Origin of the sequence: Micromonospora sp. CPCC 206060 (assembly GCF_036906895.1) — a bacterium.
In the GTDB taxonomy this organism is placed as follows: Bacteria; Actinomycetota; Actinomycetes; order Mycobacteriales; family Micromonosporaceae; genus Micromonospora.
Window position 1 is genome coordinate 1 of record NZ_JBAKHU010000103.1, and the last position, 14,621, is coordinate 14,621.

General features: G+C 70.9%; 10 protein-coding genes. 5 read left to right on the forward strand and 5 right to left on the reverse strand.

The annotated features are described in order from the left end of the window. Positions 1-103 precede the first annotated feature (103 nt). Together V6U90_RS30550 and V6U90_RS30555 are read left to right on the forward strand one after the other, a co-directional pair. The gene (locus V6U90_RS30550; protein WP_334444122.1) at positions 104-379 is read left to right on the forward strand and encodes a hypothetical protein; all 276 of its coding nucleotides are present in this window, start codon (positions 104-106) and stop codon (positions 377-379) included. Between the two features lie 54 nt (positions 380-433). Beyond that, a complete protein-coding gene (locus V6U90_RS30555; protein ID WP_334444125.1) occupies positions 434-2,887 on the forward strand; it encodes a glycoside hydrolase family 2 protein in 2,454 nt (817 codons plus the stop codon). A gap of 143 nt (positions 2,888-3,030) precedes the next feature. Here the strand turns inward: V6U90_RS30555 and V6U90_RS30560 are convergent, their stop codons facing one another. Continuing rightward, a complete protein-coding gene (locus V6U90_RS30560; protein ID WP_334444128.1) occupies positions 3,031-3,822 on the reverse strand; it encodes a TioE family transcriptional regulator in 792 nt (263 codons plus the stop codon). Between the two features lie 58 nt (positions 3,823-3,880). Here V6U90_RS30560 and V6U90_RS30565 point away from each other — a divergent pair, with 58 nt between their 5' ends. Then, positions 3,881-5,083: an erythromycin esterase family protein gene (locus tag V6U90_RS30565; protein ID WP_334444130.1), complete on the forward strand. Its 1,203-nt coding sequence runs from the start codon at positions 3,881-3,883 to the stop codon at positions 5,081-5,083. Here the strand turns inward: V6U90_RS30565 and V6U90_RS30570 are convergent. Next, positions 5,080-5,337: a hypothetical protein gene (locus tag V6U90_RS30570; protein ID WP_334444132.1), complete on the reverse strand. Its 258-nt coding sequence runs from the start codon at positions 5,335-5,337 to the stop codon at positions 5,080-5,082. The two genes, V6U90_RS30565 and V6U90_RS30570, sit on opposite strands and share 4 nt — an antisense overlap. A 232-nt stretch (positions 5,338-5,569) precedes the next feature. Then, the gene (locus tag V6U90_RS30575; protein ID WP_334444135.1) at positions 5,570-6,580 is read right to left on the reverse strand and encodes a nitronate monooxygenase; all 1,011 of its coding nucleotides are present in this window, start codon (positions 6,578-6,580) and stop codon (positions 5,570-5,572) included. A gap of 221 nt (positions 6,581-6,801) precedes the next feature. On the opposite strand from V6U90_RS30575, the gene V6U90_RS30580 reads away from it, so the two are divergent. Beyond that, positions 6,802-10,557: a S8 family serine peptidase gene (locus V6U90_RS30580; protein ID WP_334444137.1), complete on the forward strand. Its 3,756-nt coding sequence runs from the start codon at positions 6,802-6,804 to the stop codon at positions 10,555-10,557. Between the two features lie 68 nt (positions 10,558-10,625). Here V6U90_RS30580 and V6U90_RS30585 read toward each other — a convergent pair whose 3' ends face one another. Both V6U90_RS30585 and V6U90_RS30590 read right to left on the reverse strand, forming a co-directional pair. Continuing rightward, positions 10,626-11,576, reverse strand: coding sequence for a helix-turn-helix domain-containing protein (locus tag V6U90_RS30585; protein WP_334444139.1), 951 nt, complete (start codon positions 11,574-11,576; stop codon positions 10,626-10,628). A gap of 85 nt (positions 11,577-11,661) precedes the next feature. Then, complete coding sequence (locus V6U90_RS30590) at positions 11,662-11,805, reverse strand: hypothetical protein (protein ID WP_334444141.1); 144 nt, start codon at positions 11,803-11,805, stop codon at positions 11,662-11,664. A 130-nt stretch (positions 11,806-11,935) separates the two neighbouring features. Between V6U90_RS30590 and V6U90_RS30595 the strand changes: the two genes are divergently transcribed. Continuing rightward, positions 11,936-14,008: a hypothetical protein gene (locus tag V6U90_RS30595; RefSeq protein ID WP_334444143.1), complete on the forward strand. Its 2,073-nt coding sequence runs from the start codon at positions 11,936-11,938 to the stop codon at positions 14,006-14,008. The last annotated feature ends 613 nt before the right edge of the window (positions 14,009-14,621 follow it).

A 14,621-nucleotide genomic window follows, 5' to 3' on the forward strand; every position in this document is an offset into this window, starting at 1 on the left:
CGAAGCCACCGTCACCATCGCCATCATCGACCAGTGGCTCCGAGCCTTACGAAACGCGGCCTACGGCTGACACGTCGCGTAGACCCCTGACAAGGAGACGGCAATGAGCAGACGCACCGTCGGCGCCATCATGGCGCTGGCCGGGTTGCTCGCCTTGGGTGCCGCCGCGCCCGCGCTGGCGCAGCCCCGCCCGGACGCCCACAGCGGCGCGCCGGGCGCCTTCGTCGTTCGCCTTGGCGACGACCTCAAGCTCGGCGCGAAGACGTTCCGGTTCGCTTTCGGACTGCCGGACCTGGACGGGCTGTCCGGGGTGCTGGGCGCGCTCGCGACGGCCGCCGACCTCGCTGCGGCCCGGACCTCCCACGCCACACCGCCGTAGCCAGCGCTGCGGCACCGCGTCCATCGGCGACAATCTAGAAGGAAAGACCCACACATGCTGCGCACCCTGCACCATGGCTGGACCCTGCGTCCGGTCGCCGGCCCGGCTCCCACCGAGATCACCGCCGCCGGTCCCATCCCCGCCACGATCCCGGGCACCGTGCACACCGACCTGCTCGCCGCCGGGCTCATCGCTGACCCTTACCTCGACGACAACGAGCGCCTGCTGGCCTGGATCGGGCTGTGCGACTGGGCCTACCAGAGCACCTTCGACTGGACACCCGACGGCCACGACGTCACCGAGCTGGTGTTCGACGGTCTGGACACCGTCGCCCAGGTGCACCTCAACGACACCGTCATCGCCGAGACCGCCAACCAGCACCGTACCTACCGCCTCGACGTCACCGGGCTGCTGCGCCCCGGCGCCAACACCCTGTCGGTGACCTTCAGCTCGCCGGTGCGCTACGCCGACGACGCGAGCATGCGTATCGGCGCCCGCCCCCACGTCAACCACCACCCGTACAACGCCATCCGCAAGACGGCCGCCAACTTCGGCTGGGACTGGGGACCGGACCTGGCCACCGCCGGGATCTGGCGGCCGGTGTCCCTGCACAGCTGGAGCACCGCCCGCCTGGCCACGGTGCGCCCCGTCGTCACCGTGGACGGCACCCGCGGCAGCGCCGACGTGCACGTCGAGATCGCCCGCGACGACACCCCCACCGAACTCGTGCTGGCCGCCGCCGTCGCCGGGCAGACCGTGACCGCGACGCTGCCGGCCGGGCAGAGCACCGCGGTGCTGCACCTGCAGGTCGCCGACGTGCAGCTGTGGTGGCCGCGCGGGCACGGCCAGCAGCCCTTGTACGACCTCGACGTCACCATGCACGCCGCCGTGCACCCCGACCAGGCCCTGCAGCACTGGCACACCCGGGTCGGATTCCGCACCGTCACCCTCGACACCAGCCCCGACGAGCACGGCACCCGGTTCACTTTCGTGATCAACGGCAGGCCGGTGTTCGTCAAGGGCGCCAACTGGATCCCCGACGACGTTTTCCCTCACCGCGTCACCCGAACCCGCTACGCCCAACGTATCGCCCAGGCCGCCGACGCAGGCATCAACCTGCTGCGGGTCTGGGGCGGCGGTATCGTCGAAGCCGACGACTTCTACGCCGAATGCGATGAGCACGGCATCATGACCTGGCAGGACTTCCTGTTCGCGTGCGCGGCCTACAGCGAGCAGGACCCGCTGCGCGCCGAAGTCGTCGCCGAGGTCCGCGACAACGTCACCCGGATCATGCCGCACCCGAGCCTGGTGCTGTGGAACGGCGGCAACGAGAACATCTGGGGCTACGCCGACTGGGGCTGGCAACTGCGCTTGGATGGGCAGAGCTGGGGCCACGGCTACTACCACGGGATCCTTCCCGCGATCGTCGCCGAACTCGACCCGCACCGCGCCTACACCCCCAGCAGCCCTTTCTCACCCGACCCGGCGCAGCATCCCAACGACCCGGCGCACGGCAGCATGCACATCTGGGACGTGTGGAACCAGGTCGACTACACCGTCTACCGCAGCTACCGGCCCCGCTTCGCCGCCGAGTTCGGCTGGCAGGGCCCACCCACGTGGTCGACGCTGCGCCGCGCACTGTCCGACGATCCGCTCACCCCGCAGTCACCGGGCATGCTCGTGCACCAGAAGGCGATGGAAGGCAACTTCAAACTCACCGGTGGGCTCGTGCCCCACTTCCGGCTCCCGTCCACGATCGAGGACTGGCACTGGGCGATGTCACTCAACCAGGCCCGCGCGATCTCGACCGCGGTCGAGCACTTCCGGGCCAGCAGCCCGGTGTGCGCCGGCAGTGTCATGTGGCAGCTCAACGACTGCTGGCCCGTCGTGTCCTGGGCCGCGATCGACGGCGACGGCCGGCGCAAACCCACGTTCTACGCGCTGCGCCACGCCCACGCCGACCGGCTGCTCACCATCCAGCCGGTAGGCGACGGGTTGCGGGTCGTGCTCGTCAACGACACCGGGCTGCCCTGGACCGGGGAGGTGGAGGTCTCGCGATGCGACTACAGCGGCAAGGCGCGGGCCACGGCGGTGATCCCTGCGGACTGCGCACCGTGGTCGACGCAGAGCCTGACGCTGCCCGCCAACCTGGCCACCACCGGCTCGGCCGCGGGTGAACTGCTCATCGCCCGACTGCACGGACAACGCGGCGTGTGGTTCTTCGCCGAAGACCGTCACAGCGATCTGACCGCCCCGGACTACACCGCCACTGCGGTGGCCACGCCCACCGGAGCCGCCGTCACCGTCACCGCGAAGTCCTTGATCCGGGACCTGGCGCTGCTGGCTGACAAGGTCGCCGCCGACGCGAGCGTCGACGACATGCTCATCACGTTGCTGCCCGGCGAGAGCGTCACCTTCGACGTCACCGCCGAACCCGGCTTCGACCCGCAGGCCCTGCTGGAGCCGCGGGTGTTGCGCAGCGCCAACCAGCTGGTCGCCGCCACATAGACCGCAGGCAGTGGGCTGCCGCGGTGCCAGTCGTGCACCGCGGCAGCCCACCACCTGGGGTGATCCACAGCGGGCTCAGCCACTGCGCCGGTGACAGAGCGTTGTCGCATAGGGGGTCATCGGAAGGGGCTGTTGAGCGACGATCAGCGGGAGTTGCTGGACGGCCGAACCGAGTCCGCGGTCGACGAGGCGATGACGTAGTCACCCGGCCCGTTTCCGGGCGGGGCCGGTCGGCAGCCAAGGTAGGCGTCCAGCGCGGCGGCGCCGGTGAGCATGGCGCGGCTCCTGGCCGAGAGGCGGGCATGCCAGTCGCGCAGCATCGACGCGAGCGGCGCGACGCCTCCGGCGGAACGGACCTGGGCGATCAGCGGGGCGATCTGCTCAAGCAGGTAGCCGCCCCGTCTGAGCTGGTGGGCGAGTAGGGCGTTGCGTACGTCGGCTGCGCTGTAGACCCGGTAGCCCGTCTGCGGGTCGCGGCGCGGTTGGACCAAGCCAGCGCGTTCCCATTTACGCAGAGTGGCTGGGCGGATGCCGAGCCTGCTGGCCAGGGGGCCGACGAACGTGTCGCCGCGTTCCTGCGGTACGGGATTGAGGTCGCGAAGCGCGGCTTCGACGGCCTGGAGGGTGCGGCGGTCGTCGAGAAGCTGGGCGTGGCTCTCGTCGATGAGCCGGAGCGCGTCCTCGGTGGCGTCCCGGTTGACCGCCTGCATGATCGAGGTGGCCGTTTGGTGGCCGTGTCCGGGCACGAGCGCGAGGAACGCGCGCAGGGCGTGCGCGTGCTGCGGCGTGTAGGTGCGATATCCGTGCAGGGTGCGTTCGGCGCCCGGCAGGATGCCGGCCGCCTCGTAGTTCCTGATCGCCTGGGTGGACAGGCCGTGCCGGCGCGCCAGGTCGACCGGCCTGAGCCGTCCACCGTCTTGAAGGTTTCGCCCCACTGTCCTGCCAATATCGCGGAGAAGTTTCAACCAAAGGTTCAACGATACCGTTGAGGAAATGATTGCTGGTACCAAGGACACCGCCCATGCTGTCGAGGCCGCGACCGTCATGCGGCTGCTCCCGACCCGGCCGCGGCTGCTCGCCCTGGGCGAGCCCACCCACGGCGAGGACCTCCTGCTCGACGTACGCAACGAACTCTTCCGGCAGCTTGTCGAGCAGGAGGGCTACCGGACGATCGCAGTCGAGAGCGACTGCGTGATGGGCCTGGTCGTGGACGACGACGTCACGTCGGGCACGGGCACCCTCGACGAGGTCATGGAACGCGGCTTCAGCCACGGGTTCGGCGCGTCTGCGGCCAACCGTGAGCTTGTGCGCTGGATGCGCGCGTACAACGACGGCCGGCCCGGGTCCGAGCGGCTGCGGTTCGCCGGGTTCGACGGCCCGCTGGAGATCACCGGCGCGGCGAGTCCGCGGCAGGCCCTCACCGCACTGCACGCCTACCTCACCGCCTGGGCCGACGCCGACCTGCTTCCCTGCGCCGCCGATACGCTCGACCGCCTGCTCGGCGCCGACGACCGCTGGACGAACCCTGCCGCGATGATGGACCCGTTCCAGTCCGTGGGGCAGACACCCGAGGCCAAGCAGCTGCGGCTGCTCGCCGACGACCTGGTGACGCTGCTCGACGCGCAGACGCCACAGCTGATCGCGGCGTCCTCGCGGGACGACTGGGACCGGGCACGCCTGTACGGGCGCACCGCCACCGGGCTGCTGCGCTACCACTTCTGGATGGCCGACACGTCACCGGGTCGCCTGGCGAGGCTGCTGGCCCTGCGGGACTCGATGATGGCTGCCAACCTGTTCGCCATCGCCGAGCGGGGCCCGGCGTTGGTGTACGCGCACAACGGCCACCTCCAGCGGAACAAGAGCAGGATGCGGATGGGTGGCCTGCTGCTGGAGTGGTGGAGCGCCGGCGCGATCGTGAGCGCCCACCTGGGCGACGGGTACGCCTTCCTGGCCACAGCCCTCGGCACGATCCGCCACCATGGCGTGGACGCCCCACCTCCGGACACCATCGAGGGGCTGTTGTACGCGCTGCCGGCGGACCGGTACGTCGTCGACGCCCGCCGACTGGCCACCGTCCTCGGCGACGTGACGCCCGCTCCCCGCGTGTCCCCCTGGTTCGGTTACTCCCCGTTGGACCCGGCCCACGTGGCTAGCAACGATGGGATCGTGTTCGTCAAGGATGTCCCGCCGAGCTAGCCTCCGCAGCGTTCAGCGCCGACTGACCGGCAACGGTCCAGATGACGACCGGGCGTCGTCGGCGGGGTCAGTAGGCCCTGATCGTGGGGAACGGTGACGGTGACGGTGCAGCCGAGTGGACGGCCGATCTCGTCGTGGCCGGCGTAGGTCAGTCTGTAGACTCGGTCGCCGCCGTTGCCGGCGCGTTCCGCGCGAAGCCGCCCGCTGAAGTCCGGGGTTCCTTCGATGAAGCCCTCGATGCCCTGGGGTGTCACGATCGGCTCCGGTTGGATCGTCCACGCCCTCGCGTCGTGGGACACCCCCAGCGGATCCGGCGGGATACCGGCCCGGTCGGTCCGGGCGGCGCCGCCGTGGGGTTGCCCATGAACAGCATCAGGTAACGCGTACTGGCGTCTAATCGGTCCGGTCGTGGTGTTGGCGCCTTCGTTCCGATGCAGCGGATCATCGACGTGCGGGGCTGGCCCACCTGTTCGAGTTCGTGCCTGATCAGGCATCGGGTAGCAGGGCCGCCACGAGGTTCGCGACCGGCGCTGGGCGCGCCGACGCGAACCCGGTGCCTGCCCAGAGGTTCAGCGCCGCAGGGTCGCCGCGCTGCGCCGCCGCGGCACGGATCGGGGCGGTCAGGTGGTGCACGGCCGGGTAGCCGAGGGGCGCCACGTCCGAATAGGCATCGGTGAACCGATTGCGCAGCGCCCGAGCCGGCTGTCCGGTGAAGGCACGGGTCACGACGGTTTCCCGGTGGTCACCGGAGAGCATGGCGGCGCGTTGTGCCGCGCGGGTGCCGGCCTCCTCGGCGAGCAGGAAGGCGGTGCCGCATTGGACCGCCTCGGCCCCGGCCGCGAGCAGGCGGTTGACGTCGGCGGCGGAGGCGGCGCCGCCGGCTGCGAGGACCGGTACGTCGGCGGCGCTTCGCACGGCGGCGAGCACCTGCGCCGCGTTCGTCTCGCCCCGGTAGTCGGCTGGTCGGGTGGTGGAGGCATGCCCCCCGGCTGTGCCGGCCTGGGCGATGAGGGCATCCGGCGCGGCGGCGAGGGCGCGCTCGGCCTCGTACGCGGAGGTGACCGTGACGAGTACGCGGGAGCCGGCGGCGTGCAGCGCCTCGACCACGGTGCGGTCCGGCACGCCGAAGGTGAAGCTGACCAGCGGCACGCGGTACGCCACGGCGAGCTCGATCTTCTCCGCGAAGTGGTCGTCGTCGTGCAGCCGCAGCGGAGGAAGGTCCACCTGGTACAGGTCGGCTTCCGGTTGCAGCAGCCGCCGGTAGCGTGCCAACGGCTCGACGTCGGCCGGGGCCGGCATCGGCACGAAGACGTTCAACCCGTACGCGATTCCTGCCGCACCCACCGCCCGCAGTTCGTTCTCGACCGCTGCCGGTGTCTTGTAGCCGGCGGCGAGGAAGCCGAGCGCGCCGGCGCGGGCGGCACCGACAACCAACGCTGGGGTTGACGGCCCGCCGGCCATCGGAGCGACCACGACCGGCCTGATCAGGTCGTGCATGGGCTGATCCTACGCCGCCGACGCGGTGCCAGCACGACGGCTGCGACAGCGGCCGGTTACCACCGGTAGTGAGCCAGAGTCGAAGGTGAGACAGCCCTCGATGGCGACGACCCGACATGTCTGGTGCCCGCCAGGTGCAGCCATAGCGCGCCGCCCCCGGTCTTAACGAAGCTTTGCCCCACCGGTACGAACCCTGGTACCGGCAGAAGGAGGCCAGCTCAATGCCAATAAAGAAATCGACGTTGGTCGGCGCCACGCTCGCCGCCACGCTCGTCGTGGCCGGCGGCGGAAGCGCGTACGGCCAGCCACTGACACCCGTAGCCGGGGTCACCGGCGTACCGGCGTCGTCGGCAACCGCCGCGCAGGTCACCCTTGTCACCGGTGACGTGGTCACGGTAACCAACGTGGGTGGCAAGCCGGCGGTCACGGTGACCCCGCACAGCCCGGACAGCATCTTCCGCACCTACTCGGTCGGCAGCGACGTGTACGTGGTGCCGTTGGCGGTCCAGCCGTTCCTCGCGTCCGGCCAGGTGGACCAGCGGTTGTTCAACGTCACCGGTCTCATCGCGCAGGGCTACGACGACGCGCGCAGCGCGACGATCCCCCTGATCGTGCGCTACGCCGGACAGGCGGCCGGCAAGGTCGCAGCGCCCGCCGCCCCGGCCGGCAGCCGCGTGACGCGGAAGCTGCCCAGGGTGCGGGGTGCCGCGGTTGCCGCCGACAAGAAGCAGGCCGCCACGTTCTGGGAGGCCGTCGACGACGACACCGCCAAGGGTCGTACCCCCAGGGCGAAGCTCTCCGGAGGCGTCGAGCGCATCTGGCTGGACGGCAAGGTGCGAGCCCTGCTCGACGTCAGCGTGCCGCAGATCGGCGCGCCCGACGCCTGGGCTGCCGGGTACGACGGCACGGGCGTGAAGGTCGCCGTGCTGGACACCGGAGTGGATCCGAACCACCCGGATCTGGTCGGACAGATCGTCGACAGTCAGAGCTTCGTGCCGGGCGAGGCTGTTCAGGACGGGCACGGGCACGGCACCCACGTCGCCGCCACGATCGCCGGCACGGGCGCGGGAGCCGGCGGCAAGTACCGGGGCGTCGCGCCCGGTGCCAAGCTCCTGGTGGGCAAGGTGCTGTCAAACGGAGGCGAAGGCGGCGAGTCGGGGATCATCGCCGGGATGGACTGGGCGGCTCACTCGGGCGCGAAGGTCGTGTCGATGAGCCTGGGCGGCACGGCCCAGGGTGGGTCCGACCCGATGGCCGAGGCGGTCAACCAGCTGACGGCCGAGACCGGCGTGCTGTTCACCATCGCCGCCGGCAACTCCGGGCCGGACGCGACGACCGTCGGCTCGCCCGGCATCGCCGCAGCGGCCCTGACCGTCGGCGCAGTGGACGACACCGACGCGGTCACCTCCTTCTCCAGCCGTGGCCCGTTGGTCGACGGGCGCCTCAAGCCGGAGATCACCGCACCGGGCCGGAATATCGTCGCGGCCCGAGCGTCCGGCACCAGCATGGGTACGCCGGTGGATGACCACTACACCTCCGCCAGCGGCACCTCCATGGCGACGCCGCACGTGGCCGGTGCCGCCGCGATCCTGGCCCAGCAGCATCCGGACTGGACTCCGGAGCGGCTGAAAAACCAGCTCGTCAGCTCGGCGAAGACCACCCCGGACGCGTCGGTGTACGACCAGGGCGCCGGTCGGACGGACGTGAGCCGCGCGGTGCGGCAGTCGGTCTCCGGATCCGGCGTGGTCGACTTCGGCAACCAGGAGTGGGACGCCACCGACCCGGTGACCAAAAAGGTCACCTACGTCAACGACGGTGACCAGGCGGTCACGCTCGCGCTGACGGTGAAGGGCGCTGGCGGCGACCTGCCGGCAGGAGCGCTGGCGCTGGGCGCCGACACGGTGACCGTGCCCGCCGGGGGCACGGCCGACGTGACGGTCACGCTCGACGCCGCCAAGGTGACCACCGGAGCGTACGGCGGTCACGTCACCGCCACCTCGGCCGACGGTGCGACGGCGGTGACCACGGCGGTTGCCTTCGTCAAGGACGTCGAGCGGTTCGACGTCACGGTCAACCTGGTGGACTTCGACGGCAAGGCGCCGGCGTCGACCTACAGCACGGTGTGGGTCTTCGACCTGAACACGGCCCGCCCCGCCGACATCCACTTCCTGCTCAGCGCCGAGGGCACCCTCAACCTGCGGCTGCCGCGCGGTGAGTACGCCTTCGCAACCGGTACCTACCGGCACACGGCCGACTACAGCCAGGTCCGGGACTACGTCTACGGTGCCGAGTCGGGCGTCAACCTCGATTCGGACCGGACCATCACCTTCGACGGGCGTACCGCCGACCGGGTCACCGTCGCCACGCCCAAGCCGAGCCAGCCGAAACGTGTCAACATGGGGCTGACCCTGCTGAACAACGACCGGACGATGGCCTACGGGCTGCAGGACGGACTCTTCGGCCACACGCGGATGCACGCCATCCCGTCGCGGCTCGGGAACGCCAACCTGGCGCACCGGCTGAACTGGTCGCTGGCCGCGCCGGAACTGAAGGCACAGATCGTCACCCCCGGTGCGTTCCCGATCACGCCGGAGTACGTCGACGGCTGGATCGGCTCGGCACGGCTGGACGGTACGCACCTGCTGCGGGTGCTGAACGCCGGTATCGGACGGCCGCAGGAATACCCGGGCACGTCGGCAAAGGGCAGGCTGGCGCTGGTCCGCCGCAGCGACGACCTCACCCCGGGCGAGCAGATCGCCAACGCGGCGGCGGCCGGTGCCCGCGCGGTCGTCCTCTACCACGACACCGCCACCGACTGGGGCCTCAGCAGCTATGCGAGGACGCCCACCGCGATTCCGGCCATGACCCTCGGCAACGGGCCGGGTGCCCGGCTGGCCGACCTGGCCACCCGCCGCGACGTCACGATCCGGCTCACCGGGATCGCGGTCAGCCCGTACACCTACGAGGTGCTCAAGCACCAGCAGGGCATCCTGGCCGACCAGAGCTACCAGGTCAGCACCCGGGAACTGGCCCCCGTACAGGCGTCCTTCCACGCTTCGACGCCGGGCACGGAAGGTAGCTACGGCCGGTTCGTCATCGGGCCGCAGCAGACCTTCCTGGTCATGACCACCCGCCGGATCACCCTGCCCCGGACCGTCACGGAGTACGTCACCGCCGGCCTGCCGACGGCCGAGATGGTGTCGGTCAGCCCGGTGTGGGAGTCGCAGCCCGCATTCCAGACCACGGTCCCCGCCGTGCTGCAGGCGGGTCAGCAGGCGACCCGGACCTGGAACAAGGCGGTGGTCCGGACCGCAGTGACGGCGAACCGGCCCGACGGTGGTGCCGTGCGGGACGGCAACGTCGGGGTGGTGCTCCCGGTGGGGCTGCTCGACGGGGCGACCGGCCAGCTGTACGCGTACCGCCACGTCACCGACAAGGAACTGGCCACCGTGTACCGCGACGGCCAGCTGCTGGGCTCCGTGCCCGCCGTGCAGGTGGCCTTCCCGATGACGCCCGAACGGGCCCGGTACCGCGTGGTCACGGACGCGCAGCGGGACCAGCCGGGGTGGACCACCTCCACCAGGGTCAACACCAGCTGGACGTTCGACTCTGCGTACGGCGGCGACGGTGGGCCGCAGAAGTTGCCGGTCATCTCGGTCGACTACGACCTGGACGTCGACCTGGACAACAGCGCCCTGGCCCAGTCGGCGGTCGGCATCGACCTCGGTTTCCGCTACCCGCAGGGACTGGACGGACTGCGGATCGTCGAGACGAAGCTGTGGGCCTCGTACGACGACGGGGCCACCTGGCAGCAGGTGGCGGTCACCGGCAACGGTGGGAACGGTGTCACCGGTGCCATCAGGAGCCCCGCGCGGGGCGACACCAACGGTTTCGTCGCCCTGCGGATGCAGGCCACCGACGCCGACGGCAACACCGTCGAGCAGACCGTGACCCGCGCCTACCAGCTGCGGGGATAACCTCCGCCGATACCCCAGGGTCGCCCCCGTCCGCACCGTGGACGGGGGCGACCCGCCTTTGGGCCCGGTCAGGACGGGATCAGCCCGGACCGGGCGGCGTACCAGGCCAGTTGCATCCGGCTGTCGGTCCCGGCCAGTTTCATCAGCCGTTGGATCCGGCGCTGCACGGTGCGTTCACTGGTCCCGAGCCGGCTGGCCACCGTCTTGTCCGGCATGCCGGAGAGCAGGTACGTCATCAGCGCGACGTCGACGTCGTCCCAGGCCGGCACTCCCTCGGTGACGCCGGTGGCGGTGAGCCGCAACGGCGTGGCGGCCTGCCAGACCCGCTCGAAAAGCGCCACCAGCAGGTGCACCAGCGCCTGCCCCCGGACCAGGAGGAATCCGGGGTGGACGCTGGTCTGGTCGGGCAGCATCGGCAACAGCACCGCCGCCCGGTCGACGATGATCATCTTGCTGGGCAGTTCGGCGGCGATCCTGATCTCGTACCCGCTCTTGAGGAACCTGCCGATCTCGTCGGGAGCCCGCGGGTCGTCGAGAGCGACGCGTTCGTACACGTAGCGGTAGCTGGGCACGTCGGAGGAGACCTCGAGGTCGCCCTCCAGCACGTACGGCGGCCGGAAGAACGCGAGCACCTCCCGTTTGGCACCCCGCTCCATGTTGTCGATCCACGTCGCGAGCTGCTCGGGCGTGGTGAGCGCCTCCACCTCACCCACCGCAGCGGCTGCTCCCGTCCGGTACACCTCCACCAGCTGGGCCAGCCTGCCCTGGACCTGTTGCAGCGCGGTCTGCCGTTGCACGATCAGGGTGCCGAGCCCGACATCCGGCGGTACGACCGTGTGCAGTCCGCTGTCGTCGCGGGTCACCAGGCCGAGCGCGACCAGCCGCGCCATCACCGACGCCGCAGCCGGTGCCGGCAGCCCGAGTGCTTCGGCCACCTCGGCAACGGTCGCCCGACGCCGCCGCAGCAGCTCGACGTACACGGCCTCGTCCTGCTCGCTGATACCCAGCCCGTGCAGCATTCGTCCCCGTTCCAACCCCTCGTTGCGACACTGCCGGGGACTACTATGCCGCGCGCCAACGGCTGGAGGCAGCGGCGGGAGAGCATCATTCCCACTGGTCGGGGGCCGATTCGACGCAGCGGTCGGGCAGCCGCGAGCAGCCATGGGCCGGCACGCCCGAAGATGACGGCACCCAGAACTGCGGGTTGCCGGCGCGCTGATCCGCCAACAGGCCGTCGTTGTGCTCCATGACCGGACGCGGGGGCGGCGCTGCGGGTATCGGCCGAAGGGGTGCCACCCGGGCGAGACGATGCGGCGAGGGGGAGGCTGGGAAGGGGTCTGGCAGTCTGGGGCCAGGAACGTTCCCCGAGGAGTAGCACGTGCCCGGTCATCGCCCCGCCTCGCCCGGTAGGACCCCGGCGAGGAAGCGCTCGGATCTCGACAGCATCAAAGCCTGGTGGCGGACCCTGGGAGGCGACGGTTTCGTGGTCCTTCCGCCGCAGACCCGCAACCGCTACACCCAGACCGACGGACATGAGGACGCCGCCGAGCTGTTCGCGGCGCGGGGCCTCGGCGCCGGCACCTCCTTCGCGTACTGGCACTGGCAGTCCCATCAGGCTTTCGACCGGTCCGGTGCGCTGACGGGCGAACTGATGCTGCACTGGGGTGGTGACCATGCGATCGTCGCCGCCGGTCTCGGGACCGGTCCGGCCGGCTATCAGGTCGCCGACGGCGGACAGCAGGGTGCTTTCCGGCTGGACAGGGTCACGCACCGGGACGGGGAGGGGATGCCCGATCCGGAGGATCCGGCCGGGGTACGCCAGTTCCTTGACCGGCTCGACACCCCGGTCGACCGCAGCCGGCTGCCCTACCGCTACCGGCCGCTGACCGGGATCGAGGCAGGCTGGCTCCACGACCGGCTGCGCGATCCGGTGGACGTGTCCGCCGCAGGGCGGTTCGTTACCTCGCTGGAGTGGCGGGACGCGCTCACGTACGACGAGGTGTCGCGGCTGCTACCGGCCTGGCAGGAGGGGTACGCCGGGCGGCTCACCGAGTGGGACGCCTGGCCGGCGCTGCTGCACGCGCTGCTGCGTCACGACCACGACCACGCCTGGGAAGCGGTCGCCGCGGTCGGCCCCAAGGCGGCTGACATCCTCGGCCAGGTCCCTTCCGAGCGGGGCCTGACGGTCGTGCGCGAGCTGGCGCTTGCCGGCGACGGCGCCGCGATCGCCGCGTGGCTCACGACGCACCAGGCGATCCGCGAGCCCGACTGGGTACAGGCTGCGCGCACACTCGCGGCAGAGCTGATCGGACACGATGCCCCGGAGGCGTCGATGCGGGCCCTCTTCGCCGCGCTCCGCCGTGCCGTCACGGCCGAGTGGCGGGAGGACTCGGGGGCGAACTACGCGGCCGGGCGGTCCTTCGCCGCGCTCGCCTCCGTCCGGTTCAGCACCGACGAACGCCTTCCGCGCGAACTGCGCGTGGTGGCCGCCGACGCGGCGCAGAATCAGATCGCACATGTGCGGGAGGAAGCCGTCCGGCTCGGCCCCGCCTACGCCGACCTCACCGACACCAGCGCGACGGACGCGCTGGCCGCCGCCGACCGATACGAGGCCGTCCGCGACGAGCTGCTGGCCGGCACCGGCCCCGACCTGACCCTCTACGAGGGCGGGTTGTGCGCGGTCTGGCATCGGTACCGGACGCTGACCGCCGCCGACGTCCGCTGGCTGCGGGCCCAGGTGGCCGATGAGAAGACCGGCATGCAGGGGCTCGCGTTCTGCCTCGAACTGCTCTACGCCCACGGCGCCGCCACCGAGGCCGAGGTGGCGGCGCTCCTGCCGCGCTGGAAGAAGGACCTCACCAAGCAGTACCGGACCACGTACACCGAGTGGCGCCACCCGCTGGTCACCCTTACCTGCCTGGCGCTGGACCTGGACCACCCGGCCGCCGCCGACCTGCTGGCCTGGTGGGCGAAACCCCGGCCGGTCTGGAAGAGCACGCTACGGCTTCTGACTCACCTCGGCGCGCCGGACGAGGCCAAGGCCGCCGAGCTGTGGGACTTCGTGACCTCCAGCGCCCACGACACCGGACACCTGATGACCTGGGTGCTGATCCGTGCCCGGCTCGACCAGGTGTCCCCGCTGCTGGTCGCCGACCGGCTGCTTGGCGACTCGGGGCTCCGCGCATACGTTCTGCGCCGGGTGCTGATCGGCGTGGCCGACCCCGCACAGCCCCTCTGGCACTACGACGTCGACCCGCGCAGCCGGGACTGGTGGCACCGCGCGCAGGAGGTTGCGGACCACCCCGAACTGTCCACCAAGGCCCGCGCGATCGGCCTTCAGGCAGCCCGCGAGCACCACCTCCTCCGCTACCCGGACCAGGTCCGCCCCGCGCCGACCGCCGCTGACCTCGCGGCAGCGCGAGCCTGGATCGAACGGCACGCCGGCGTCTAGGACCCACACCCTGGCCACCCGCACCACCCTGGTCAGGCAGCCGACACCCGGCAGCTGATCCCGCCGCTGGAGCAGATCCCGGGTACCCAGGCCCGGCGGTGTGGCCCGCAAGCGGCCCAGATCGCCAACCGGAAGCCTCGTCGCCTCCTCGCGCATCTCCGCCTGCCGGTCACAGAGAACCCCGAGCAGGTCGCAGGCGGTCGCCCGGACCGCCGCGTCCGAGGAAGTGATCGAATCGCGGGCCAGCCGTGCCGCGACGGACCGCCGACGGCTACCCGCTCCAGCACATCCCAGATCGCCGCGTACCCGTCCGGGCCGTTGACGGCTTGTCCCACTCCATGACTGGATCGTGTCACCGGCCCACCGCTCGGGCCGGCGATTTCGAGGTGGTGGTGCAGCCGTGCAGGAGCATCGAGTGTGCCGATTGATACCGCAGTCGGCCTGATTTCTCCGGCTCACGTTTTCCCGTATCCAGGAATTGTATCGTCCCTGACATACGGGGGCACGTGTCGTATTCGAATTGGTGGGCAATTCCGTCGCTGTGTATCACTGAAGGTTTCCGAGTAACGGTCTGCAACTGTGCGTAGTGGTCGTTTCAGGTGGTTCGTCCGTG

Bases quoted from the DNA above. Each gene is read 5' to 3' on its own strand.
- V6U90_RS30550 (WP_334444122.1), top strand. From the start codon at position 104: ATGAGCAGACGCACCGTCGGCGCCATCATGGCGCTGGCCGGGTTGCTC.
- V6U90_RS30555 (WP_334444125.1), top strand. From the start codon at position 434: ATGCTGCGCACCCTGCACCATGGCTGGACCCTGCGTCCGGTCGCCGGC.
- V6U90_RS30565 (WP_334444130.1), top strand. From the start codon at position 3,881: ATGATTGCTGGTACCAAGGACACCGCCCATGCTGTCGAGGCCGCGACC.
- V6U90_RS30575 (WP_334444135.1), bottom strand. From the start codon at position 6,580: ATGCACGACCTGATCAGGCCGGTCGTGGTCGCTCCGATGGCCGGCGGG.
- V6U90_RS30580 (WP_334444137.1), top strand. From the start codon at position 6,802: ATGCCAATAAAGAAATCGACGTTGGTCGGCGCCACGCTCGCCGCCACG.
- V6U90_RS30585 (WP_334444139.1), bottom strand. From the start codon at position 11,576: ATGCTGCACGGGCTGGGTATCAGCGAGCAGGACGAGGCCGTGTACGTC.
- V6U90_RS30590 (WP_334444141.1), bottom strand. From the start codon at position 11,805: ATGGAGCACAACGACGGCCTGTTGGCGGATCAGCGCGCCGGCAACCCG.